Annotated in this window: 21 protein-coding genes; 7 read left to right on the forward strand and 14 right to left on the reverse strand. The window is 48.0% G+C overall.

Features of this window, described 5'->3' with window-relative positions:
* Positions 1–12: 12 nt before the first annotated feature.
* From lanKC to HA050_RS10955, 8 genes are all read right to left on the reverse strand, one after another.
* Complete coding sequence (gene lanKC / locus HA050_RS10920) at positions 13–2,745, reverse strand: class III lanthionine synthetase LanKC (protein WP_166825755.1); 2,733 nt, start codon at positions 2,743–2,745, stop codon at positions 13–15.
* A gap of 80 nt (positions 2,746–2,825) precedes the next feature.
* On the reverse strand, positions 2,826–3,008 hold the full coding sequence (locus HA050_RS10925) for a class III lanthipeptide (RefSeq protein WP_166825758.1): 183 nt from the start codon (positions 3,006–3,008) through the stop codon (positions 2,826–2,828).
* A gap of 45 nt (positions 3,009–3,053) precedes the next feature.
* A complete protein-coding gene (locus HA050_RS10930; protein ID WP_166825761.1) occupies positions 3,054–3,248 on the reverse strand; it encodes a class III lanthipeptide in 195 nt (64 codons plus the stop codon).
* Between the two features lie 134 nt (positions 3,249–3,382).
* Positions 3,383–4,414 carry an ABC transporter substrate-binding protein gene (locus HA050_RS10935; RefSeq protein ID WP_166825764.1) on the reverse strand — a complete coding sequence of 344 codons (1,032 nt, stop codon included), beginning with the start codon at positions 4,412–4,414 and terminating at the stop codon, positions 3,383–3,385.
* Positions 4,415–4,434: 20 nt separating this feature from the next.
* A complete protein-coding gene (locus tag HA050_RS10940; RefSeq protein ID WP_166825767.1) occupies positions 4,435–6,459 on the reverse strand; it encodes an MFS transporter in 2,025 nt (674 codons plus the stop codon).
* A complete protein-coding gene (locus HA050_RS10945) occupies positions 6,456–7,298 on the reverse strand; it encodes a hypothetical protein (RefSeq protein WP_166825770.1) in 843 nt (280 codons plus the stop codon). The genes HA050_RS10940 and HA050_RS10945 overlap by 4 nt, the downstream gene beginning before the upstream one ends.
* Before the next feature lie 315 nt (positions 7,299–7,613).
* Positions 7,614–7,892, reverse strand: coding sequence for a hypothetical protein (locus HA050_RS10950; protein ID WP_166825773.1), 279 nt, complete (start codon positions 7,890–7,892; stop codon positions 7,614–7,616).
* 665 nt (positions 7,893–8,557) lie between these two features.
* The gene (locus HA050_RS10955; RefSeq protein ID WP_166825776.1) at positions 8,558–9,163 is read right to left on the reverse strand and encodes an arylesterase; all 606 of its coding nucleotides are present in this window, start codon (positions 9,161–9,163) and stop codon (positions 8,558–8,560) included.
* On the opposite strand from HA050_RS10955, the gene HA050_RS10960 reads away from it, so the two are divergent.
* Complete coding sequence (locus tag HA050_RS10960; protein ID WP_240929041.1) at positions 9,162–9,887, forward strand: ABC transporter ATP-binding protein; 726 nt, start codon at positions 9,162–9,164, stop codon at positions 9,885–9,887. The genes HA050_RS10955 and HA050_RS10960 overlap by 2 nt on opposite strands.
* A 147-nt stretch (positions 9,888–10,034) precedes the next feature.
* A complete protein-coding gene (locus HA050_RS10965) occupies positions 10,035–12,488 on the forward strand; it encodes an ABC transporter permease (protein WP_166825778.1) in 2,454 nt (817 codons plus the stop codon).
* A 67-nt stretch (positions 12,489–12,555) separates the two neighbouring features.
* On the opposite strand, the gene HA050_RS10970 is transcribed toward HA050_RS10965, so the two are convergent.
* From HA050_RS10970 to HA050_RS10990, 5 genes are all read right to left on the reverse strand, one after another.
* Positions 12,556–13,221 (reverse strand): MOSC domain-containing protein, encoded by a 666-nt coding sequence (locus HA050_RS10970; RefSeq protein WP_166825781.1) that lies wholly within the window; start codon positions 13,219–13,221, stop codon positions 12,556–12,558.
* A 7-nt stretch (positions 13,222–13,228) separates the two neighbouring features.
* Positions 13,229–13,852: a glutathione S-transferase family protein gene (locus HA050_RS10975; RefSeq protein WP_166825784.1), complete on the reverse strand. Its 624-nt coding sequence runs from the start codon at positions 13,850–13,852 to the stop codon at positions 13,229–13,231.
* Complete coding sequence (locus tag HA050_RS10980) at positions 13,852–15,054, reverse strand: YbfB/YjiJ family MFS transporter (protein WP_166825786.1); 1,203 nt, start codon at positions 15,052–15,054, stop codon at positions 13,852–13,854. The genes HA050_RS10975 and HA050_RS10980 overlap by 1 nt, the downstream gene beginning before the upstream one ends.
* Positions 15,044–16,888: an FAD/NAD(P)-binding protein gene (locus HA050_RS10985; RefSeq protein WP_166825789.1), complete on the reverse strand. Its 1,845-nt coding sequence runs from the start codon at positions 16,886–16,888 to the stop codon at positions 15,044–15,046. The genes HA050_RS10980 and HA050_RS10985 overlap by 11 nt, the downstream gene beginning before the upstream one ends.
* Positions 16,889–17,295: 407 nt before the next feature.
* Positions 17,296–20,079: a M16 family metallopeptidase gene (locus HA050_RS10990; protein WP_166825792.1), complete on the reverse strand. Its 2,784-nt coding sequence runs from the start codon at positions 20,077–20,079 to the stop codon at positions 17,296–17,298.
* A 246-nt stretch (positions 20,080–20,325) separates the two neighbouring features.
* Between HA050_RS10990 and HA050_RS10995 the strand changes: the two genes are divergently transcribed.
* From HA050_RS10995 to HA050_RS11015, 5 genes are all read left to right on the forward strand, one after another.
* On the forward strand, positions 20,326–20,781 hold the full coding sequence (locus tag HA050_RS10995) for a MarR family winged helix-turn-helix transcriptional regulator (protein WP_166825795.1): 456 nt from the start codon (positions 20,326–20,328) through the stop codon (positions 20,779–20,781).
* On the forward strand, positions 20,778–22,814 hold the full coding sequence (locus HA050_RS11000; protein ID WP_166825798.1) for an FUSC family protein: 2,037 nt from the start codon (positions 20,778–20,780) through the stop codon (positions 22,812–22,814). Before HA050_RS10995 ends, HA050_RS11000 begins: the two co-directional genes overlap by 4 nt.
* An 87-nt stretch (positions 22,815–22,901) precedes the next feature.
* A complete protein-coding gene (locus HA050_RS11005) occupies positions 22,902–23,099 on the forward strand; it encodes a DUF1656 domain-containing protein (protein WP_166825801.1) in 198 nt (65 codons plus the stop codon).
* Between the two features lie 3 nt (positions 23,100–23,102).
* Positions 23,103–23,966: an efflux RND transporter periplasmic adaptor subunit gene (locus tag HA050_RS11010; RefSeq protein WP_166825804.1), complete on the forward strand. Its 864-nt coding sequence runs from the start codon at positions 23,103–23,105 to the stop codon at positions 23,964–23,966.
* A gap of 3 nt (positions 23,967–23,969) precedes the next feature.
* Entirely contained in the window at positions 23,970–25,388 is a 1,419-nt protein-coding gene (locus HA050_RS11015) for an efflux transporter outer membrane subunit (protein ID WP_166825807.1), read from the forward strand.
* 63 nt (positions 25,389–25,451) lie between these two features.
* On the opposite strand, the gene HA050_RS11020 is transcribed toward HA050_RS11015, so the two are convergent.
* The gene (locus HA050_RS11020; RefSeq protein WP_166825810.1) at positions 25,452–25,832 is read right to left on the reverse strand and encodes a Rid family detoxifying hydrolase; all 381 of its coding nucleotides are present in this window, start codon (positions 25,830–25,832) and stop codon (positions 25,452–25,454) included.
* Between the last annotated feature and the right edge of the window lie 118 nt (positions 25,833–25,950).

Raw genomic sequence — 25,950 nt, forward strand, 5'->3', positions numbered from 1 at the left:
AAGATCTTTAAGTCATTGCACGCTAAGCAAGAAATCACTTTTTTCAGAATGAAAGCATTTAATCAGCTCATCAGTCATAAAATTAAAATTTCCACCTTGTTTAACCAGCCGATGCATAAATAGAGCCACCCCTGCTGAGCCTGATGAATAATCAGTACAAATTTTATTGGGGGTCAGAAGAGGAAAAGAAAAACCTTCTTTTCTTTTAATAGTAAATAATTTCAGCCCTTCAGCAGCACGATAAGCCAAATCAAGATATGACTCATCCCCCAGAAAATCATACACATCCAGCATATAGTTACCCAACCCTGATAATCCGGAAAACAAATCTGGAGAAATAGTATATTTCTGTGCAATGGCTGGTTTTACTTTTTCAATAAATTGAATATATTCTGCATTTTTTGTAATAACATAATAACGCAACGCAACACTGGCCACACCCGCACTACCATGCGCCAGATAAGGGTAAAGAATATTGTTCCCATTAATTGTATGCTTTGGAAAACCAAATGTCCCTTCGATTTCTCTTCCACAAGAGATATCAAATTTAAGCCCATTTTCACCAACTAATAAATAACGGGCATTTTTTGTAGCGCAATATATATTCAGCAAGAAAAGAGCAATACCACTAGCCCCCTCGAAAAGCCCCACACCAGTCCCTTTACCTTCAATATTATCCCATGAACAACCATCACTTTCTGCCATGGCTGTTTCACAAATAATATCTGCTATTTTTATAGCCTCAGTCAGGAAAAATTCATTTTTTGTTTTTTGCCAAAAATAAAGATTAGCTAAACCAAAGCCAGCAGCGCCATAAGCAAGAGACATTTTTTGAAATAATAAACGATGCCCCGCCGCCATTTTTAATGCTTGCTCTGCCAGCTTATGATGACCAGTTTCAAACAATGCCCACGCCATTCCGCTTAAGCCATTCATTAAACCCGGCAAATGCCCATCTAATTTAAATTGACGTAATATCCAGCCATTTAATTCATCAGGAACAGAATCAAAAATCTGACTCCATGCATATGCCAGCCCCAATACGCCATGATCTACAGCCATACTGTCATCGAACTTGGGCCCAAAGGGCAAAATTCGGCCCGATAAGGACACATCCATCATATTGGTATTATATTCAAAGACCTTAGCTACCACATTTTTACAATATTCATATATGTTTTTTTTATCTGCAATTTTAAAGTCATATCCTCTTATTTCATTTGTACTGCACATCTTTAATTTTTCAACACAAACTCTGAGATCAATGGCTTCATCAGAATAAAGATTATTCACACATTCAATATATTCATAAGGCAGCCCGATATCTTTTCTTAATTCACTCAGCGCTACATTTACAAAATCCTCACTAATTTCACTCAATGTAGGATTTGGCAAAATCATTGCCACAAGAAAGCTGCCCAGTGCGTAATAATCATCAGAGAAATCAACCGTTTTTTTAACTTTTCTGGAGTGCTTACCAAAGCCAGGCGAAAACATATTTGTATTTCTGTCCACCCCTGGCTCATAAGCCCCTTCAAAATCAATCAGTCTTATATTTAAATTATCCGGATTGATAATAATATTATTCAAAGACAAATCACCAAAAACAATCCCGCTTTCATGCAGCAATATAATTTTTTCGAAGAGCTGCACTGATATATTTAATACATCTTCAAACCACTGCTTCATCACTATATTGGAAGAAGTTGCATGAATCAGCTTATTAGATCTGGCAATATATTGGCGCAGATTTTGTCCTTCGATTAACTCCTGGGCCATGAACGAATGATTCCACTCCTCAAAAAAATCCAAAGCTTCAGCACTAATTTCAGTTTTTGATATTTTTGATAAAATTCGAAACTCTTTTTTCAGCCTCTCAATCGAATCAACACCTTCATCATTAATTTCAACATAAGGTCTGCATTCTTTAATAATTGCCTCTTGTTGTGTAACAACATTCCTGGCTTTATAAACGCCGCCAGCATTTGAATGCTTAACAACGGAAATAATTTCATACTTTCCGCCAAATAATTGTATATTTCCCTTACCAACAACTTTATTTTCACCCGGCAGGGGAGTAATTTTTTGTAGAAGTTCATCTGTAACAAAATCAGGAAGAATAAAATACGGCGACCGGATATCTTCAATAAATTCGTATCTCTCATTTAAGATACACAACGTTCTTTCGCCATTTACGCTAATCTCGGGGAATGACTGAATACCTCCGTAGCGGTAAAAAAGTACCGATGCATCTTTATACTGCCTGTCGGACAATATATACGGCCCCTTTTCATCTTTTAACTCTGTATAAAGTGACTCAATCAGTCTTTTAAATACCTCGTCACTCCCCGGGTAAATGGTAATAAATTTTCCGGCAGACTGCCGTGAACAGCTTTTACGCAGCTGTGAAATTAAGATATGCGGATCACTGGCAAACTTAAATTCAACACCATAACTAAAACAAACAGATGCGACTTTATTTAAAATTCGCAATGCAGATTCAGGCAAAGCTGAAACATGAATTTTCCAGCCCTGAGCAGGATGCTTGGCCTTTGGAGATAAAGTCTGAGTCCAAAAGTGGCCCTGATTTAAACGCCACATACTCGGAAGCAGTTCAGAGACATGTTCATAATAAAACATGGATGGTTTGTATGCAGATTGCGGGATAAAATAATCATTACTATTACTGCTAATTAACTCTCGCAAGGAATTTTCCACATTTAAACCTACAATAATATTAATCATAAATAGTAGCGGATAAAATCCGCTACTATGTAGAATACAAACAAATAGAAACACCGCTATTTGTTTAAATTAGCAGCCATTTATTCAACGTTACTTTCTTCAGCTTTACCACAATGGTTGCTGACAGTGCTCCAATCAGCAGGGGTTTCACCTGTAACTCCACCACTAATTTCAGCAAGAGTCTGTAAATCTAAAACCTTAGATTTATCATCAACAACTACATTATTATTTTCTGCAACAATATTTTCTGATTTATTTGTCATGACTATTCCTTTGAATTTTAATAAAATGTTTATTCTGCACAATAATTATGCAGCACCGTTTTGTTCCGCTTCGCTTGCACAATAATTGCTTACCGTGCTCCATTCAGATGGAGTTTCACCAGTAACGCCACCGCTGATTTCTGAAAGCTCCTGAAGATCCAATACCTTGGACTTTTCTTCATTTAAATGAACATTACTTTCTAAACCAGCGTCTTTAATTTTTTCAGACTTATCTGTCATAGCTTAACTCCCTTCAGGTTATATAAAACCTGCCATAAACCTTTGTTAATATCAGGCAAAGAAAATGGCGGGTCCATTGTGCAGCTGATTGGCGCTGCCCCATTACTTAATGCAAAAAAATAATTAAATTTCAATTACTCACTTGCATCAATTCCATCCAGCGGAGAGATTAATTCTGCAAACTTAACCACAGCCAATGGAGGGTAGATACCTAATTTTTTTGCCGACCCCATATTAATCAGATACGTGAATCTGTTTAATAATTCAACAGGTATTTTTCCTATTGGTTCTTTCTTTAAAAGTATTTGTTCTGCTTTATGCGCGGCTAATTCACCCACATTAAAATAGGTACTAACCAGCCCTAATAATGCACCATCATTCCGAATGGGGGCTTCGGTGGCAGAAAAAACAGGTATTTTCTCTGCCTGAGCCGCCCGCACTACGGTCTGTGCATTTTTAATCATAAATGAATCCGACGGGATATATATAAACTGGGGTTTTCTGGCTAACAATTGCTGAGCAGCTATTTTTATCCCCTCAACACTTGGTTTATGATTCTCATCAAGCGCAACAGGAGATAAATCTAAAGAAAATTTATTCTTAGCTGCAATTTTTTCTAAACCTTGCACAGTAAGTACTGCATTTTTTTCCTGAGAGTTATAAATCACCCCCAGTGTTTGTGTACTGCGCATTTTCTGTAATGCATTCATTTGTGCACTCAGTGGCACTAAATGTGATGCGCCGGTTAAATTTCGCCCGGATGCCTGCATATTTTTAACAAGCCCCGCACCGATTGGGTCAGCAACAATATTAAATACAACCGGAATATCCGTAATATGCTTTTCAGGATTAACCTGACCGACTAAACCAACCACTTCGGCGGTTACCGTTGTGCCAAAGGTGTAGATCAAATCCGGCTTTAACTCACGTGCTTCACTCACAAATCCGGCAATTTTTGTATTATCAGCTTGCGCATCACGAATAATAAATTCAGCTGCAATATGGTGCTGTTTAAAATATGAAACAAACCCTTTTTCTGCGTCGGTAAATCCACGGTAAAGAATCATCATTATTTTATACGGTGGTTTTTCCTTTATTTCAGCTGCTTTTAACTCCAGAGGAAAACATAACAAATATGTAAATATAATCATGAAGCGAAAATACATTTGTTATTTCCTTTATTCCCTCAGCCTGCGAATGCGGCACGGGCTTGATTTCTTTCAAACAAGAAAAACATAACAGTAAAGCTGGAAGCACAAATTAAAGATACCAAACCAATTCCAAAAAAAGCACCATTAAATCCAAACTGGGAAATAAGCACCCCCGCAATAATAGGGCCTAAAACATTACCAAGGCGCTCAATTAACCGGAAAATGCCTGTTGTAGTACCTCCCCCGACTTCCTGCACTACCTCTTTGCAAAAATCATTAATTAAAGCCAGCTGTGGTGATACCCCAATAGCGTGGGCAATGCCTAATAAAGTAATACTTGCCAGTAAACCTGCCGTACTATCAAAGAAATAAATAATAAACATGGCTGCTGCGGCTGCATAACCTCCAATACTCACAAACCAGCGCAGATGACCAATTTTGTCCGCCAATTTGGCAACATAAGGAGATAAAACTATTATTGCCAGGCCATATGCCATCATGACCCTGCCTGTAGTCGATTGATTATTCCCAAGCAACTTTAAATACAAAGGAACCGAGTAATACAAGAAACCCGTTAGTGCAATTTTTGCAGGTACAGCGGCCAGAAATGTAATGACAACAAATTTTTTATTTTTTAACAGGCACTTGAAATCATTAATACTTAATTTTTTCTTTGCCACTGCAACAGCATCAGGGTTGCTGCGAAGAAAACGCAATACAAACAGAGCAGAAGCGGCACTAAGTAATCCAGACAATAAAATAGTAGAGCTATTACCAAGCCGGTCGGCCAGAATCCCGCCAATTGCCGATCCCGATAAAGAACCCGCAAAAAAACAGGATAAAAAGACAGCCATCCCCCGTGTTCTTTGGGCAACTGGTGTATGGCTTGCCACATAACTTTGAGTGGTAATAAATACCAGCCCATATCCCAGCGCCGTTAAAGATCGCCATAACAGCAGGTCATATAATGATTGCGCACAGGCGGTCAGAATAAGTCCTAAAGTTGTCACCACTGCACCGCTGATAAAAGCTTTTCTATGCCCTACCCGATCACTCCACATTCCCGCCCATGGCATCGATAATGCCCAGGTAAACATAAAGATCGATATGGGTAATCCAATCACAATATTTTTAGAAATCCCCATTTCAGGCGAATAAAACTGCCCTACATAGACTGGAAAAAACGACAGAGATAATGAATCTGCAAAGATCAATAGAAAAAAGGGCCAGCGAATATGATCAACAGCAGCGGCATAGAGCGTCCGGCGCTCGCCCGGGGCATGAAACTGATAAGCTGCTAACCGCTGTTGAAGTAATTCTGCCTCCCCCGCTTTACCGGCCCGCTTCTGCAATGCCTGATAGCGCAGATTTAATTTGGCAATAATCTGATTAAACTGTGCACTTAATTGCCCAACCCCTCCCAGGTGATCAAAAGGAAGGTAATAACTGAAATCACCCTGCCGGACCCGCGTTAAGAAATGATGTGTTACGTCGATTGGGCTGGCAATCACAAACGTAAGTACAAAGCGCATCAATTCAAGCGCAATCAGGCTGGCCACCAGTAATACAGTCATCACGTCATAAGCAATTTCTTGCACCTGCTGCTCAACCAGTTCAGATCGCTGGCCCAGATGTAATGTTCCAACACGGTGCTGCTTAAGAATGAGAGGCACACTTGTATTAAAATACGCGCCCACTTTTTGGCTCACAGGCCCTGTAACGCTGCGTAAGTCCGGCTTTTGCTCCAGTGTATCGTAGGCATTCTGATAAAGAATTTTGCCCTGTGCATCGCTCAAAACCATATAAGCGATATCGGGGTTATCTTTACGTACAGCAGCAAAAAATGCTTCTACCCCAACCATTTCACCCAGCGGCACACCATAGTGATCGGCTTTTTCTATCACCCCGCTAACTGAATAACTTACTGCTGCGACTGTTCTTGCCATTTCAGGCGGCAAATCTGTCTCAAAATGCTGCAATGCCAGCCAGGATAAAAAAAGCGCAGAAATCAGCAGCATTCCCCCTGCTAATAAAACCAGACGCATTTGCAGCTGTTTCATTTCCCGCCTCCTGATTGCGGCAGTTGAACAGGAGTAACAGGGGAAATTTCCCGCTCCAGCTCAGTCATTTTCTGAGCCAGCTGATGGCCAAGTGCAGTAAAATCATTAATATCCTGAGCAACACTCCCGCTCAAAACGTGCCCCTCAATTTTTAGCGGCTTTTCTGCACCGATAGCGCTGTCTATCACGCCACTCACCTGGGCCAGCTCATTCGCAAACTTTCTGGTCAGGGTAAATACGCCGCCATAAGTCAGCACTGCCAGCAGAGCGAATGTAAGCAACATATCGAGCACTAATTTATTACGCATCTGGTGCGCAGCGCTTTCAATGACTAGCCGGTCGTAGCCAATCATTACAGCGCCAGTCTTAATATTAAAATTATTAAGAAACACAATCCCAAGTTGAATGGTGTCTGAGGTCATTTCTTGCCAGTATTTACTTTCCTGCGTTTCTTTTATTTTATTTGAATAAAATAAATCATTTCCAGCAGGTGCATTTCCCTCGCCAATCACCCCACCATTCTCATCAATTATATATATATAGTGAATACCTGCATGACTTCGTATCTGCTCTTTAATGGCAGGCAATAAATTTAAGTTTTCCGATGGCTTTATTCCGATATTCAAGCCTGCCTCAATAACCTGGCGCAATTCTTTGGCCAGAACAAGATGCCTTGATAAGCTTGAATCCAAATAAGTTTTACGGTAATTAGAATAATTAAGAAACGAAATAATAGCCAAAACAAATGCGATAACCAGCACAAGCAACAGACTGACTCTCCACCATATATAGTGCCGGTTTTTGGAAATTTCTTTTTCCTGCCTGGCGAATGAGACCATATCGTTTCCAAAGTAAGACTCATTGAGACATCTGTTCACGCCATGTATTTCAGAAACTTTACATGCTTATTTTTCGTTTACTCACTGCCGCACATTCTGCCTGCAAACCAACACAAGCTGACTAAAAACTGAATGATTCGATATTAATACCATGACAAAAAACTTGTCAATTTTTACCAATCAAGTCAAAAAAATTAGAAAAAATTGTTAAAAGCACCCTATCTACATGATTTAAAATCATTTTTATGCAAAAAGCATACGTCCGGACACACGAAAAAAGCTTACCTCAACAGCAAGCATACTTTAGCCCATCATTCAATTGCTATCATCCTTGTAAGAATCAACCGCAATGCACTCCTGCTTTGCATCTCTAAAAAATTCCGATAAGTTTATTTTTTTTATCAAAAAAAACCAGAAAAGCAGTGAATTAAATAAAAAAATTTCAAAAATAATTTGTACATACAAAAAACTAAAAATAAGCATTTTTTCAGCGACAGTTACCCGTGTTGTTTTTTTATAAAAATCCACCCAAGATGTATCGCCAAATGTCTTCTCAATTAAATCTATTTTTGTAGTAAAGAAACGACAATTCATCAGCGGTTTATTTTAAATGCGCCAATAAGGAAAGGCAGTCCTGCACCTGACGTATTCAATTTCTTATCAGGGAAAACAAACCATTAGCACGCACCAAATAAAATGCATGTCAATACATTATTCATATAGTGCATTGCAGCAATCATTTACCCTGAATTAATTTTTACAAACAAAACAACAGATTAAGAAAACTAAATACTTATTAATGACTCAGCTGAATGTTGTAAATCTTCAAATGATTACCCTGTGTTAGTCATAATGCATCCGTAATACAGTGACGAGTTTGTTGTGCGGCTACCTGAAGTGCTCTGCCACAACCTGTGAGTTGCGCGGATAATCAGACTGATGCTCTGCACTTATTACAGATTCATCATCACAACCATGCTGACTACTCAGTGCTTTTTACTGGCCTGTCAGTTCAAGCCATGCCGGTCAGCATGAGTCTGCTTTCAACGGAATATATGCGATGACTTGCAGAGTTTGAGCTTCAGTCTCATCATCCGAAATGCACATCTTGAAATGACCAACCTCATCACATAAAAAAGCAGCAACACAGGCCTGAGCACAAAGCTACAGAACTGAGGGATACCTGAATGACAAAGAAAAAAAGCAACAAAAAAGGGCAAAGTCTGGATGACTTTGCCCTTTTTTACGTTTACTCAATATTAAATCAGCTTGCCCAAATCTTTTTCTACCATCTTCATTAATAAAGGCTGCGCTTCTGCCTTAGGATGAAGCTTATCTGTCTGAAAGAACTCTATGTTTTTATAGACAGGGGCAAGTAAAAATGGCGTTAAGCTGATACTGTGTTGCTTCGCCAGCCGGGGATAAATTGCGGCAAAGCTCTCAGTGTAATTTGCACCATAATTTGGTGGCATCTGCATGCCGATCAGATGCACTTTAGCCCCGCTGGCTTTGGCCATTTTAATCATGCTGGCCAGGTTTTTTTCCATCTCGGCAAGTGGCAGGCCGCGCAAGCCGTCGTTGGCACCAAGCTGCAGCAATACTATTTTAGGCTGATGAGTTTTTAGTATTTGCGGGAACCTTGTCAGCCCTCCGGCGGTCGTTTCTCCTGACACACTGGCATTCACTACGCGCCATGATTTGCCTTGTTTAGCCAGATCCTGATCTAAAAGCGCGGGCCATGCGGCACTGGCGGCGAGGCCATAACCGGCAGACAAGCTGTCACCAAATACTAAAATCAATGGCGCTGCGGCCTGAGCCGACGCCATCGACACACTTAAACCCAATACGGATACAAAACGCCACATGAATCACTCCTCAGAAATAATGCTGGCCGTGCGCGGCCTGGGTAAAACGGTCAGTACCGCAGTTGAAAAGCTGGATCTCTTACATGATATTGAATTTTCCCTGCCAGCGGGAGCTAGTCTTGCTATTGTTGGCAGCTCTGGTTCAGGAAAATCCACACTATTGGCCCTGCTTGCCGGATTAGATCAAGCCTCACGCGGCCAAATTACGCTGGCGGGTAAAGAATTAGGCCGCTTAAACGAAGACCAGAGGGCCGGGCTGCGCGCGCAGGTGTCAGGCTTTGTATTTCAATCGTTTCAGCTTTTACCCGAGCTTTCTGCTTTAGAAAACACCATGCTGCCGCTGGAATTAGCAGGCAAAAAAGAGGCTGCTGCCAGGGCCACAGAATGGCTGGAGCGGGTTGGTTTAAGCCATCGTTTGAACCATACCCCCAGGCAATTATCCGGGGGCGAGCAGCAGCGCGTAGCCCTGGCCCGTGCTTTTGCATCCAATCCGCAAATTCTCTTCGCAGACGAGCCAACCGGCAGCCTGGATGCCGCCACAGGAACTGCAATTGCCGATTTACTATTTGAGCTGAACCGGGAAACCAATACCACGCTGGTACTTGTCACCCACGATGAAAAACTCGCGGCACGCTGTGGCTGGCAATTAAGGCTTTCTGGTGGTACCCAGCTGGATTTTTCAGCATCAGCAAGCCCCAACATCCACGATGAGCAAAACGCCTGAATATAAAGTGCACCTAATGGTGAACAAGAACTTGTACAACCTGCACAAAATCGATTTTTAGCGAATTGTTTGCATAACCTGATGCCATCAGAGGCAAAAAGCTCACGCTCCACATCAGCAGCAACAATTTGCACTTACGGAAAACCCATGCACAAACTCAATTGGCGTTTGTTTTACCGCAGCTTTCAGGCCGGGGAATATCGCACCCTTTTGGCGGCGCTGATCATTGCCATTGCCGCCCTCACCGCTGTAGGCCTGCTGTCGGCCAGGATGGAGAAGCTGCTGGCGCTGGAAGCGAATGATCTGCTGGCCGCCGATGCTGTCATCAGCTCAGACCACGCCCTCAGCGCCAGTTACCGGCAGCAGGCAGAGCGCCTTGGCTTAAATGCTGCAGAAACCGCTGTTTTTCCCAGCATGGCTGGGTTTAATGGCCAGGTAATGCTGTCTTCTGTTAAAGCAGTCAGCCATGCTTACCCTTTGCGGGGCCAGTTAAAGCTCGCGCCGGATGGCCATGTCAGCACCGCACCAGAGGCGGGCACGGCTTATGCGGATGCAAGGCTGGCAGCCACTTTAAAGCTTAAATTGGGCGACACGCTGGAAATCGGCCAGCTCAGGCTGAAACTCGTCGCCCTGATTGAGCGCGAGCCAGATGCCGCCATGGATTTCTCTGGCCTGCAGCCCCGCTTAATGATCAATCAGCAAGACCTTGCCGCCAGCGGCTTACTGGGGTTTGGCAGCCGGGTGAAATACCGCTTACTGGTTGCTGGCCCGCCAGCCACTATCGCTGCATGGCATCAGGCCGTGCAGCCCAAGCTCATCCGGGGAGAAAAACTGGAAGACGTACGCGATGCCCGCCCCGAGGTAAAAACCGCTTTAGAGCGTGCCGAGCGCTTTTTGCGCCTGACTTCCTTACTTGCAGGCTGCCTCGCCGCCATGGCAATTTTGCTGGCGGCGCGCCGTTTTGCCACCCGCCATTTTGATACTGTTGCCCTGCTGCGCACACTCGGCGCCAGCCGGGGCACCGTGCGTACCCTGCTGCTGTCACAACTGGCCCTGCTTACACTGGCAGCCAGCGTGGCGGGCGGCTTGCTGGGCTGGGGCGCGCAAAGCTTACTGGTATTCAGTATTCAGAACCGCCTGCCTGCAGCCCTGCCTGATGGCACTTTGCTGCCCTGGCTGGTCGCCTCTTTATTGGGATTTGTGCTGCTGATGGGCAGCGCGGGGCCGATGCTGCTGGCACTGGCGAATACCCCGCCACTGCGTGTATTGCGCCATGAATTAGAGCCTAAAGCCAGCCTGATATTGCAATGGGCACTCACCCTTGTCGCACTGTTATTGCTGCTGTGGTGGATTGCCGCCGAAGCCAAACTGGCCCTGATGGTGGGGGCCGGGATTGTCGCCACGCTGCTGCTTGCTGGCGGCAGCGGCCTTGGCCTGCTCTGGCTTTTGTCCCGCATCCTGCCAGAGCACCCGATTAAGCTGGCACTGCGCCAGTTGCTGCGCCGCCCTAGTCTTGCCTTTGCACAGCTGGGCGCTTTAGCGATTGGCCTTTTGGGCATCTGGCTGCTCACCGTGGTGGAAGGTGATTTACTTAAAACATGGGAAGGCCGTGTGGCAGCGGACGCCCCCAATCACTTTGCAGTGAATATTCAGCCCGAACAAGCCGTGCAATTTGAACAGCGTTTTATCAATCGCCACATGGCCGCGCCCGCACTGCAAAGCATGATACGTGGCCGCTGGACCATGCAAAACAAACAGGCCATCAAGCCGGAAAACTTTCAGGAAGACAGAGCCAAACATCTGGCCGAGCGCGAATTCAATCTTTCATGGGGCGATATCCTGAGCGACGATAACCGCATTGTTGCCGGTAAGCCGCTCAATGATGCAGAGCCCGGTTTCTCGGTAGAAGCCAAACTGGCCACTACTTTAAATATCAAGCTGGGCGATGTGCTGAGCTTTGATATTGCCGGCAGCACCGTCACTGCACCGGTAGTGAATCTGCGCGAAGTGAACTGGGATTCCTTTCGCGTTAACTTTTTTGTAGTCGCCAGTAAAGCTTTGGTTGCTGATTTGCCCACCAGCCTGATTACCAGCTTTCATCTCAGCGAAGCACAAAAAAACATCGTACCCGAGCTGGTGCAAGCCCTGCCCAATGTCACAATTATCGACGTGGGCCAGGTACTGGCCGAAGTGCGGCGGATTCTGGATTTATCAGCAGCAGCGCTGCGTTTGGTGTTTTTATTCTGCATCGCAGCTGGGATAACGGTGCTGTTTGCCGCGCTGGACACCACCGAATCCGAACGCGCCAGAGAAGCCGCTATCTTGCGGGCACTAGGCGCCACCTCAAAGAAACTGCGCAGTGTGTGGCTGTTTGAAAGCCTGCTGGTTGGCGGTATTGCCGGCCTCGTGGCCGGGCTGATGGCCAGCCTTGGCGGCATGGTAATTGGCCAGGAATTACTCGAGCTGCCCGTGGCATTTAATTACTGGCTGCCTTTTGCCAGCCTGCTGGCCGGAGCAGCGATTACCGCACTGGCAGTGCTCAGACGCCTGCATAAACTCAGCAAAACATCACCGCTGGTTTTATTAAGAGATGCTGGGTAATAAAGTAAAAAAGAGCCTAAGCGGCTGGCTCTGAAAAAACCGGGCATTCCATATGTGGGATGCCCGTTTACACCTGCTGCGCTTCAAGCCAGCTGATTCTGTCTGTTAAACGTACCCGCCATTCTTCTGCCAGCCCTGCTGTATTTGCAAGCGCACTCAGTACGGCCGGATCAGGCCTGCGGCAAAGTACCTGCTCCCAAAAAGCCGCAATACTGCAGGAATGAGCCGGGCGTGATTGCAGCGTGATGGCCTGGCCTGCACTCATAAAGCCCGCCGTCAGCACCCGGGCATAGCATCCTGCCCGGTGCTGCTCCTGTAGTATTTTTGACAAATGTGGAACGCCAAAACGCTGATTGAGCTTCCAGCAGGGGCTTCGTGGCTGGCTGATCTGAAATACCACATCGCCAGCACGGTAAATATCGCCGATAAAAAAATCCTGATCCCTGCCGCCCTGGCAGACAATATTCTCGCCCATACTGCCCGCAATCAATGGCTCTGCCGCTTCAGGAAACATCTTTTGCAAATCAGCATAGTGCTCAAAAGCAAATAAACTCAGCGCGCGATCCGGCCCGCCATGGCTGCGAAGATCCACAATCTCATCGCCCGCCATGCCCTGCCCGTCTGCCCATACCGCCCCTTCCCTGCGCTGTTTTCGCAAACCGCTGCGGTGGCCTCCATCGCCAATCACACTAATTCCACCCGCAAAAAGAGCATGCACCCGCAGGGTTTGCATCTGATGTTTACAAAAGATGCAAAGAAGCGGGCTTTGCACTAAGCCGCTGCGGTGCCGTCGCCACAAAGGACGGCCTGTTTTGATACGGAATCAGCCAGGCAAGTGTCTGCGGCCCTGCATGGGCCGCAAACAAACCGGGCAGCCTGAACCGGGTATATTCCAGCGCAACGGCAAGGCACAGATCCGGCAATGACAGCTCAGCGCCCTCGTCTTTAGCAGCCAGCCAAATTTCAAGCTGTGCCAATGCCCTTTGTAAAGCGGCAAAGCCCCGCTCTGAAAGGGCATGATCCGCGCCGGAAAACCGGTCATTAACCACTTTCTTAAAGGCGGTTTCCATCAGCAGCTTGCCCAGTGCATAGCGCTGCAAACTTTTTACATCACGGGAAGAATGGCTCAGCCCGCCCTTACCCTGTGCCAGCAGATAATCGCAAATAAACAGGCTTTCGTATAAGGCCTCCCCTTCGGTAATTTCAAGCGTGGGTACCAGAGAAAAAGGGTTAAGTTGTAATAATGATTCTGGCCATGCCCATGGATCAACCCACACAAAATCAAGCTGGCTCACGCCTGTTTCTAAAGCAGTAATCAGCACTAATCGTGAAAATGGCGAGGTATCATTTAAAAAGAGACGCATTAATGGCTTCCTTTCAGGCTCAGCTCAAGTGAAGGTTCAGGCCTGGGATTCACAAGAAAAATACACAGTGCAGAAAAAACCAGTGCAATAGCACTGATCAAAAATAAAGGGCGATAAGACGCGGCATTCACAGAAGCGGCTGCCATAAAATAGCCCGCAAGTAATTGTGAAGCGGCAAAGCTGAATGTCATGGCACTCCACGCTTTACGATGCCTGGCAGCCCCCACACACTCAAGCATATAGGTCGAAATAATGGCCACAATGCCGGGGGTAAATGCCCCCACCAAAAAGGATGATAAAAATAATGCCGCCGGGCTGCTGCTGAATAAGGGCAAAGCCACACCCGCAGCTTTTAGCAAAAAACACGCCATCAGGCAGCGCTTAAAGCCAAAATAGTCACCCAAAGTACCGGTGATTAAGGGGCCAACGGCTGCTCCCAAGCCAAATACGGCCCAGAAAAATCCCCCTGCAGCCAGTGGCATTTTCAGCTCACGAACAATGTAATCAATCCAGAACAGGGTATGAGGCAAATACCCCACCGCATTCAATACATAGGCCAGCAAGACCAGGCATGCTGCCAGCCTGGCTTTCTTTGACATTGGCTCAAGCGATGCCGCCACAGCTTTAGCCGCGGCGGGTGCTTCCTGCCCCCACGCCTCCCATGTCAGGATGGTTAACAACAAACAAATCGTGCCCATGCCCAGCCAGGCCGCCGCCACGCTCTGAGAAATCAGCAGGGGAATCAGTGTTCCAGATGCCATCGCCCCGAGGCCAATACCCGAAAAAACAATGCCGCTAACCTTGCCGCGAATCGCCTCTTTGTGCTGAATCACAATGGCAGGAGCTGCCAGCACCATCAGCATTGCGCCCCCCACTCCCGCCATGGTCCGCCAGAAATAAAACCATGGCAGGCCGGTATTTTGCAGTGCACAGGCCAGATAGCTCATCGAGCAAAGCAGCATCGCCAAACGTAATAAAAACCTCAGCGAATACATTTTTGTTAAGTAATGAGCAAGCGGTGCGCCCAGCAAATAACCGGCCAGGGTAGCCACCCCCAGGTAGGATGCATCACTTTTTGAAAACCACCCGGCCTGAATCAGGGCGGGCATCAGGGCCACATAGGCAAAACGGCCAATCCCATTGCCGACAAATGTGGCAGACAGCCCCGCTAAGCTCAGCCCGTTAAAGGCCTTATTCCGCATGAACAACCTCTTTGCTGCGCGCATGTTTTTTTTCAATCATGGACAGCATCCGGGCCACGGCGCGCCCCGCATCGACGACCGCCGTAGAATTGACGCCCGGCCTTGGCACCACAAAGGTATAAAATTTGGCCCCTTCCGTGGGAATCCCCAAGGCCCAGGCATTGGCGACGGGCGATCCATCTGCGGCGATCAAATTAAAATTGCGGTCCACATCCATTCCGCCAGGATGAAAAGACCCGTTGTAAAACAAGCGTGCCTGACCACTCTTCAATAGCTGCTGCAACAGGCTGGATTCATCATCCTTTGGGCTGTGCATCGAGACTCTGGCCTTAATCAGTACATCTACCTTACATTGCTGCGGCCAGCGTTTGGCGCTCAGAATCAGGCTGTCGCCCTCTTTTTTGCACTCGGCCCCCGGCCCGAAATCAGCGGTAAGCACGCCCGCCTGCATCAGGGCAAGCATCTCCTCGATTCTTTCTTTAGGCGGGCCAACCGCAACCCGGTTCATCACCGGCAAAAAGCTGGAATAAAGCCAGCGGTGCGATGCCTCTGTTAAACCTGCAAAATCAATTGCGGCCCGCAAATGATCGCGTAAATCCCGCAATACATCGCTTGCAGCCTTAATGGGGCTGTTGATATTGCCTTGCTGCGCCTCAAAAATATCCTGCCCCAGATACATCATCAGCCATGTTTTAAAGCTTTCATGGCTTTGCAAAGCCTCTGCATAAACAGGGCTGACTAACTGCTCCCATGAGAATTGCTCGTGCACAGGCACCTGCTCTGCAATCAGTTTTTGCCTTTCCTCAGCACTGGTGGCAAAAACAAAGCGATTACAAAACAGCATCGCTGCAATATGACCTTTTTTTTGTTTAAAGTAAGCCTCGTAATAGGCGTATTTCATATCATTAAGCAGCAGGGGCAAAATGGATTTAACAAAATCCAGCGGGCCCGTTTTTCGCAGCTCCAGCACTTTATCCATGGTCAGAAAGCGTGGCCGGTATTGCCCGGAAACGCCTTTCTGATTAATCGCCCGGGCTGAAAGCGGCAGGCCGGAGCGTGAAAAAGCGCAAATTTTTGGCTCCTGCCCCGATGGAATATATTGCAACGCTCCCGTCACAGCCGCGCGCACAAACCTCCCCCCTCTGCCCACGGTTAAATATGAAAAAATATCAAATGTAGACAGGCCCAGTCCTTCAATGGCAACGGTGCAATCTGCAGGGATAAAAGCCAGCTTTTCTGCAATCGGATAGGGGTCTGTCACAATGGCCGGCCCTGCCTGATGCACATGCGGCGGCTTAGGCTTGGTATGCCCGGTGGTTAAAAAGAAATAATCCGCATGAAAGGATTGGCTCGTTTCTGTCAGTAAAGTCCATGCGCCTTCGGCCTGGCGCTGCACACTTTTAATGGGCTCTTTACAGAACACAACTTTTAAATTTGCTGGCGCAAGATGCAAAAGATAGTGATAAACCCATTGCAAATACTCGCCAAACATACTTCTTGAGTAATAAGCATCCGGGCATATTGCGGCCGCGCCTTCTGCCCCATGGCTATCTGTCAGCCACTGATAAAACGAAGGCCCGCCAAGAATCGGGCCTGCATCTTTTACTGTTTCATCCGCAAACTGAGTGATTTGCCCTGCAACCGAGTTAACCAATAAATGATCGGGCTGGCTTGGCCAATGACAGCCTGAGCCCGGGTCTCTTGGATCAAAAAGATAAATCAGTAAATCTTGCGTTGTTTTAGCCAGAGCATGGGCAATGATTCTTTCCAGCACAGTGAGCCCGCGTGGCCCCATGCCAATGATTGCAATCTGAACTGCCTGCTTAGTTTTCACTTTTTGCTCCTGCATATTTAGAATTTTAAAAACAGAAATAAACAAAAATAAACACTGAAACAACAAGCACAATCAACAGCACCACGCTGAAAAAAACCACCCATAGCTTGCTGTGAAAAACAAAAAAACTTACAAACAAAGTAAACAAATTTTATGACAAACAAAAGACAATGAAAACAAGCAGAAAGTGTAAATAATACCAAGAAATAAAAACGTAAGATATAAGACAGCAAGTGAACTCATGCTTCAGACGAAAAAAAGCCGGCAATGTATGCCGGCTTTTACACTTAAAAAATATAGAGCGCTGTAAATGGCGCCCCGCAAAAGCTGATTGTTAAAGCTTCATCCTGAGGCGGCCCGTACCAGTATTCCGGGGCCGCCATTTAATCTGCGTACCCGCAAGCGGCCTATTTCTTATCAAAATCCCCCGCGTAAACCACAGACAACCGGGCCGGATCAATATATTTCACCACCACCGCTTTAATTTGCTCCGGGCTGAGCGCTTTTATTTTGGATTCAAAATCAGCGCTAAATTGCATGGTTCTGCCCAAATATAAATTATTGGCCAAAGCTCCCGCTAAACTGCCGTCCTGTGTACGTGACAATTGCATTTGCTGCACAAAGCTTTCTTTACCCAGCTTAATTTCTGAATCGCTAAAGCCCTCTTTACGTACCCGTGCTATTTCTTCACGAATCCCCGCTTCCAGTTTGGCGCGGTTTTCTGGCGCGTAAATGGCGTAAGTTAAGAAACTACCCGATTCATCCTGGCTGGATACCTGCACATTTGAGCCACCACCGTAGCTGATGCCGTCTTTCTGGCGAATGCGCTCCATAATTCTGGAATTCATACTGCCGCCTAAAAGATAATTAGCAAAGGCCAGCGCGGGGTAATCGGCATGCTGATCGCCCACAGGCAAGGCGATGCGGCCAATAAAAAAGGCATTGGCTTTGTCTGGTGTTTGTTGCTTGATATCCAGTGATTTATTTTCCTGGAACGGGCGTGCTAAGCGGGCGTAACCCTGCTTTGCATTCCAGCTGCCATATTGCTTAGCCAGCTGGGATTGAATGGCAGCCTCGTCAAAATCACCAACTATGGCGACTTCAGCGTGATTTGCCCCATAGAATGTATCCCAGAAAGATTTAAGATCACTTAACTTAACTGCATTTGTCTGCTCAATTCTTTGCTCAATCGGGATATAAGCGCGCGGATCACCTGCTGGCCATGTATTGAGTTTGCTTTTAAGTATGTCCCCGGCAATTGCTTGCGGCTCTTTGCGTGATGCTTCCAGCTGGGCTAATTCCTGATTAATGAGCAAAGAGAACTCTGTTGCATCAAATGCGGGTTCACGTAAAGCGTCGTTTACTAAATCCAATACTTTTGGCAAATTGCCCTTTATGGTTTCCAGGTAAACCGACACTCGATTCACATCTCCGCCAATTTGCAATTTGGCCTGCAAATTATTTAACTGCTCAGAAAATTGCTTGCTCGTCAGTTTTTTAGTACCACGATCGAGCATATCCGCAGTTAAGCTGGCAATAATCGCTTTGCCCTGAAGGTTTTTCTCATTACCCATATTAAATGACAAACTGGCCGAAACCGTATTGCCACGGGTAGACTTAGGCAGGAATGCGTATTTCATGCCATTGGCAAACTGACCGCTGTGTGTGCGCTGATCAATATTTTTAGGTGAGGCATCAAAGCTTTCACCTGCGGCTACAGCGACGCCAGGTTTAAATTGCTTAAGCTGCTCTGCAATATCAACTTTGGCAGGTTTAGGTGCCCGCTTTGGATCTGCTTCGGGAATAAATTCACCCGTCGTGCGGTTGCTGGCTTTCAGCCAGGTTTGCGCCACGCGCTGCACATCGGCTTTGCTGAGTGCTTTAACCCGGTCTCTTAATAAAAACAATAAGCGCCAGTCGCCATTACCAATATGATCGGACAAAGCCACGCCCAATTGCTCCGGGCTGTTAAATACTTTGTTCATATCACTGTCTATTTTGGCTTTAGCCCTTGCCAGCTCTTCATCGCTGATTGGGTTATTTGCTAAATCCTCAATCGTATTAATTAATACTTTTTTAGCAACAACAATGCTTTGATCGTTTTTTTCAACCGGCACAATTGAATTTTGCTCACTGCGTAATTCAACCGCAAATAAAATAAAGCCCGGCTCTTCTAAATTAGCCGACCATGCAAACACGCCTGTACCTAATTTACTCTCTACCAATGATTTATAAAGACGGCCATTGGGCGTATCACCCAGAATAATCGAGAGCGCTTCAAAAGCGGCGTAATCAGGATGCGCTGCAGGTACGGTATGGTAGGCAGCACCCACAAACTGGCTGTCGCCCACACGGCGCACCACCACACTGCGCTCGCCATCCTGCACGGGGTCTAAAGTATAAGTGCTTTCAAGAATGCGTTTGGGCCGGGGAATCACGCCAAAATTCTTTTCAATCAGTTTCAGCGTTTGTGCAGTATCAAACGAGCCTGCCACCACCAGTACCGCATTATCCGGCTGATAGTATTTGCGCCAGAAATCCTGCAGGCGCGGAATACTGACGTTTTCTACGTCGGTACGCGCCCCAATCGTGTCTTTGCCATAGTTATGCCATTGGTAAGCGGCCGATAAAATGCGCTGAATTAAAATACGCGAAGCCGAGTTTTCGTTTTTTTCCATTTCATTACGCACAACAGAAAACTCGGTTTTCAGATCGTCGCCTGAAATACGCGAATTCACCATGCGATCGGCTTCCATCGCCAGTGCCCATTCCAGCGTTTCTGGCTTAGCCGCAAAAGTCTCGTAGTAATTGGTGCGATCGAGCCATGTGGTGCCGTTAAATTGCACGCCGCGCTGGCTCATTTCTTCCCACAGCCTTGGATGCGCCTTGCTGCCTTTAAACATCAAATGCTCTAAAAGGTGGGCCATCCCTGTTTCGCCGTAATTTTCATGCTTAGAGCCCACACGGTAAGTGATATTTACCGTGGTAATGGGTTTGCTGGCATCGGGTACCAGCAAGACTTTTAAACCATTACTTAACTCATATTCATTCATCCCCTCAACCGTACGGATGAGTTTGATTCCCGAAGCAGTGTGGCTGCTTACTGGCGGCTTTGTCGCGGCGGGGCTGATGGCAGGCAGAAAGGCAAGGGCAAGCGCTAAGCTTAAAAATGTCAGGCGGGAAGGCTTCATAGTTTCCATCTGGTTAAAAAAACAAGTGGCACATAATGACAAGGCAATAAACTTACTGAATTATGTTCATACTTCGGCACAAATTGAAAGCATTTAGCGGCTTAAACAGTAAATTCCTATCACTGTTAAGTAATGCTTCGCTTTTAAGTATATGTAAAACGTGCAGCAGAGCGGATGGCAATAGTGGGAAAGCCAAATGCCATAAAATTAGCTACCATGCTAACTATTAGCTAAAGAGATAAATTCATGACCTCCATTAAAGAGCAGCTAAGCACCTCGCTCCCCCACGAAATTACCCTGCTGTCGCGCTTGTACCGCAGTGCTGTGGATCATTGCGCACATCGCTGCGATTTAAGTGTGGCGAGCACCTTGCCTTTGCTGCTGATCGGCCGCAACCCCGGCATCCGCCACGGTGTATTAGCCGAAATGGTCGGCATCGAAGCGGCTTCTTTAATCAGGGTGATTGATCGCCTGGTCAGCGACGGGCTGGTTGTGCGCACAGAAGACCAGCAGGACCGCCGCGCTAAAATTCTTTGTCTGACAGAAGCAGGCAAAGTTCAGGCGGGCAAAATTGAGCTCTTGCTGGCAGGCTTAAGAGCGCGCGTGTTTGGCGGGCTGACGGTGGAAGACCTTGAAGCCTGCAACCGTGTTTTCAGCCATATCCGCCTGACACTGGAACAATACATAAGCGAGCAGCCGTGAAGCTTCCTTCGTTTGGTGAAATCTCCTTCTCGCTTAAAAGCTTTGCCGCCGCCATGCTGGCGCTGTATATCGCCTTCAGCATGGATTTACCCCGGCCATTCTGGGCCATGCTCACGGCTTATATTGTGGCCCACCCTTTTTCCGGAGCGGTGCGCTCCAAAGCGATATATCGGGTGATTGGCACGGTGCTGGGATCGGTCGTAACCCTGCTGCTGGTGCCCAATTTAGTGAATGCGCCCGAATTACTGCTGCTGGCTTTGGCACTATGGATCAGCCTTTGCATCTATTTATCTTTACTGGACCGCACCCCGCGCAGCTATACCTTTTTGCTGGCAGGCTATACCTGCGCCCTGATTGGGTTTCCCAGCGTCAGCATGCCGGGCGCTATTTTTGATGTGGCGCTCGCCCGCGTGGAAGAAATCACCCTGGGGATTATCTGCGCCACGCTGATTCACAGCCTGATACTGCCTGTGCCTGTTGGCCCTAATCTGCTGGCGCGGATTGATGAAGCCCGGGGCAAAGCCAGAACATGGATACTGGATGTTTTAAAAAGCGCAAAAGACAGTGATGCAGACCGGCGCAAAATGGCCGGTACTATTTCTGAGCTGCGTCTTTTAGCCACCCACCTGCCTTTTGATACTTCACGCTTGCGCTGGGCAGCTGGGCTGGTGAATGGCTTATGCGACCAGCTTGCCCTGGCGCTGCCGCTGCTTTATGCCATTGAAGACCGCAAGCTGGCCCTGGGCGAATTGCCGCCAGAATGGCAGGCAATGCTTAACCGCATTGCCGCCTGGATTGAAGCGGGCACCGATGCCGCTCAGGCCGGTGTGCTCTGCACAGAAATAAGCGCACTCACGCCTAAAGCCAGCGCACAAAGCACCTGGCAGGATGTGCTGCTGATCAATCTGGCCACCCGGCTGACGGCGCTGATTCAGTGCTGCACCAATGCGGCAGAGATTCGCCGGGCGATGAATCAGACTTCTTCGGTCATCAGCCCTGATATCGAAAAAATCCTGATCAAAACCAGTATGGATAAATTGCACCAGGACCGCGGTGTGGCATTCAGATCAGCGCTGACGGCCTTTTTGGCCATTACCCTGAGCGGCGCATTCTGGATTGCTTCCGCATGGCCATCGGGCATGATGGCGGCGGTGATGGCGGCGGTGGCCTGCTCGCTTTTTGCCGCACTGGATAACCCGGCCCCGGCTATTAAAGTCACCTTTATTTTATCGGTGGTGACGATTCCGCTTTCAGCTTTTTATCTGCTGGTGGTTCTGCCTGCTGCGCATAGCTTTGGCATGCTGGCGATGCTGATGTTTCCTGTGTTTTTTATTTTAGGCATTTTTATGATGCGGCCAGCCAGCGCTTTTCCTGCGCTGATGACCACGCTGGTGCTGGCCAGCACACTGGCTTTGCAAGATACCGCCATGGCCGACATGAATACTTTTTTAAATAATAAATTTGGCGAATTAGCCGGCATCGCGAGCGCACTGGTGGCAACCGGGCTGATTCGGTCTTTATCCGGAGAATGGGTTATCGACCGGCTGCTGCGTGCCGGCTGGCAGGATTTAGCCAGGCTTGGCAAAGCCGCCGTGCCGGATAAAGCCTTTGCCTCCCGGATGACAGACAGGCTGGGCCTGCTTGCACCGCGCTTAGCCACCTTAGCCGATCCGGCCCCTGCCGCCAGCGTGCTCAATGATTTACGCATAGGGCATGAAATGACCATTCTGATTCAGCACCAGGAGCAGCTGCCCCTGCATATTCAGCCCCTCCTTACCCAGTTGTCCGCATACTTTGCGCAGCGCGCTGCGCAAGCCATCCCTTCTGCCCGCCTGCTCAGCCAGCTGGACAACACTTTACGGGGAGCCATTCAGGAAAGCGGCCCGGCTGCACAGCTGGCCCTGATTGCCGCATTAGTGGGCATCCGCCGTGATTTATTCCCCGATACCGCCGCAGATTTATCTCATCAACCTATCGCAGACTTATCGCAACAAGCCATAGCTATGCCCAATCACCAGGATGAAAAACCATGACCAACAGGCACTCAGAGGCGCTACTGCCATGATGGAAACAGAGTTGCTTCGCCATGCTTGTTTTGGGCTCACTCAGGAGCCGCAGCAATGATGGAAATCGAATTATTTGGCCTGTTTATGCCGCAGCTTTTAGTGCTCAGTATTCTGACGTTTCTGCCTTACTGGCTAAGCCGCTGGATTTTACAGCGCATCGGATTTTATCAATGGGTCTGGCACCCGGCGCTCTTTGATACTGCGCTCTTTGTAGTTCTTTTAGGCTTTCTCAACACGCTTTTATCGAGTTAAAGAATGAAAAAAATAATTCAAATTCTGATTACCCTGGCCATCGCAGCCACCGCTATTTTTACCGGCATGCGCCTATGGAATCACTATGAAGTTGAGCCATGGACACGCGATGGCCGGGTGCGCGCACAAGTTATTCAGGTGGCCCCCGATGTAAGCGGCCAGGTCACTGCGGTAGCGGTGCGGGATAATCAGGAAATAAAAGCAGGCAAGCTTTTATTTGAAATCGACAGAGAACGCTTTGCTCTGTCTTTACGCCAGGCTGAAGCCGCCGTACAGGCGCAACGCAGCGCTTTAAAGCAAGCTGAGCGTGAAGCCAGCCGTAATAAATCATTGGGCGACGTGATTTCACAGGAAAGCATTGAGCAGACACTGGCCAAAGTTGAATCGCTGCAAGCGGCGCTGGCTCAGGCCATGGCAAATCATGATGTGGCGAAACTGAATCTGGCACGCTCGCGCGTCTATGCCCCGGTGAACGGCGTGATCACCAATCTCGATTTACAAAAAGGCGGCTTTGCTACTGCAGGTAAACCCACGCTGGCGCTGGTGGATCGGGATTCCTTCTATGCAGAGGGTTATTTTGAAGAAACCAAACTGGGAAAAATCAATATCAATGCGCCTGTCACCCTGAATATCATGGGGCAAAAAGCCGAAATTAAAGGCCATGTAGAAAGCATCGCCGCAGGGATTGCCGATCGTGACCGCGCGCCCAGCAGTAATCTTTTACCCAATATCAACCCTACTTTTAACTGGGTACGTTTAGCCCAGCGTATTCCGGTGCGCGTGGCCATTGATAAAGTCCCTGACGATGTGCGCCTGCTTGCTGGCCAGACGGTCACGGTTAAAGTCCAGCCTGCGGCAAAGAAATAAGAGATGATGATGCTCAAAAAAATACCTTTGCTTGCCATACTGGCCTTGGCAGGCTGTGCTGCCGTTGGCCCTGATTACCAAGGCCCGGCGGATAGCAAAGTTGACATTAGCGCCGCACAAGGCGGTTTTTCAGAAGCTAAAAGCGAGCAAGCCCTGCCCAAAAACTGGTGGCAGCTTTACCACGATCCGGCACTTAACCAGCTGATTGAAAAGGCCTTTACCGCCAATACTGATTTACGCCAGGCCGCCGCCAATCTTGCCCGCACCCGCGCACTGCTGGGTGAAGCGCAAAGCCTGCAATCACCCAATATCAGCATGAACCTTGCCCCGGGCTATGGCCGCCCTTCCGCTGCCGCCAAAGGTTTACCCAAAGCTTTAGACGACGATTACAGCTACGACACCGGCGTGAGCGTGGCTTACCAGTTTGATCTGGCAGGTAAAATCAGCCGGGGCATTGAAGCATCGCAAGCCGATAGCGAAGCCGCCAAAGCAGCCTATGATTTAGTCCGCGTGTCTGTCTCGGGTGAAACCACCCGCGCCTTTGCCGATATCTGCTCATCCGGCAGGCAGCTGCAGGTAGCGGAGCAATCGGTCAGCTTGCAAATGCAAAGCCTGAGTCTGGATGAAAAACTCTTTAAAGCAGGCCGCGGCACATCGCTTGATGTAGTGCGCTCACGCGGGCTGCTGGCCCAGTTACAAGCCGCCCTGCCCCCTTTGCAGGCGCAGCGCCGTATCGCCATGTACCGTCTTGCCGTACTCACCGGCCATGTGCCTGAAGCGATCGAATCTGTCTTGCCTGCGCCGGTTTTACAGTGCAATACCACACCACAGCTGGCCAGCACGATTCCCAGCGGCAAAGGCAGCGATTTACTGCGCCGCCGCCCGGATATCCGCCAGGCCGAGCGCAGCCTGGCCGCCGCCACCGCCCGCATTGGCGTGGTCACGGCCGATCTCTACCCCACTATCAGTCTGGGATTAACCGCCGGCTCTGCCGGCCCTTCAGATCAGTTTGGCGACAGCAACACCATGCGCTGGGGCATAGGTCCGCTGATTTCCTGGACCATTCCCAATACCGGCGCAACCCGGGCCAGAATTGCAGCGGCCACGGCAGGTGCAGATGGTGCATTGGCTAAGTTCGACGCCACCCTGCTAACCGCCCTCAGAGAGGTCGAAAGCGCCCTCACCGTTTACGCGCGCGAACTGGACCGCAATGCGGCACTGATCAGCGCCCACAATGCCAGCACCGAAGCCGCAAGGCAGGCACAGCAGTTATATAAATCGGGGAAAACAAACTACCTGACCGTGCTGGATGCCAACCGCAGCCTGGCCAGCGCAAGCAGCGCCCTCGCCAGCTCGAATGCAGCGCTCACCAGCAATCAGATTGCCGTATTTATGGCTTTAGGCGGGGGATGGGAAGAATAAGTTCAGGAAGGGCAAGGTAAAGCGCTTTGCCCTTCCTGCGGTACTTTTACAGACTTTAAAACCTTAAGCGCGCAGTGCGATGACTTCGATTTCTACCATGGCGTCTTTTGGCAGGCGTGCTACTTCTACACAGCTGCGGGCCGGGTAGCTGCCTGTGCCTTCAAAGAAACGGCTATAGGCTTCGTTAACTTCAGAAAAATGGTTTAAGTCTTTTACATACACCGTGGTCTTGATGATGTTTGATGCGTTCAGGCCTGCTTCCAGCAAGATGGCCGCCACATTAGCGAGGCACTGAGCAGTCTGTGCACCTGCCGCCGCTGGCATTTCGCCCGTAGCCGGATCAATTGGCAATTGGCCGGAAGTAAAAACCAGCTGACCAATATCTTTAGCTTGTACATAAGGGCCGATTGCGGCAGGGGCATTGCTGGTATTCAGGTCTTTCATTGGGATTCCTTAAGAGATAAGTAAACACTGTACAGACAATGATAACACCCCGTGCGCCGCGGTTTAAGTGAAGGTTACCCCTGTAAATGGCCTCTGCTGATGACTTCCGCCCATTCAG

The organism is Iodobacter violaceini (genome assembly GCF_011601265.1).
GTDB lineage: Bacteria > Pseudomonadota > Gammaproteobacteria > Burkholderiales > Chitinibacteraceae > Iodobacter > Iodobacter violaceini.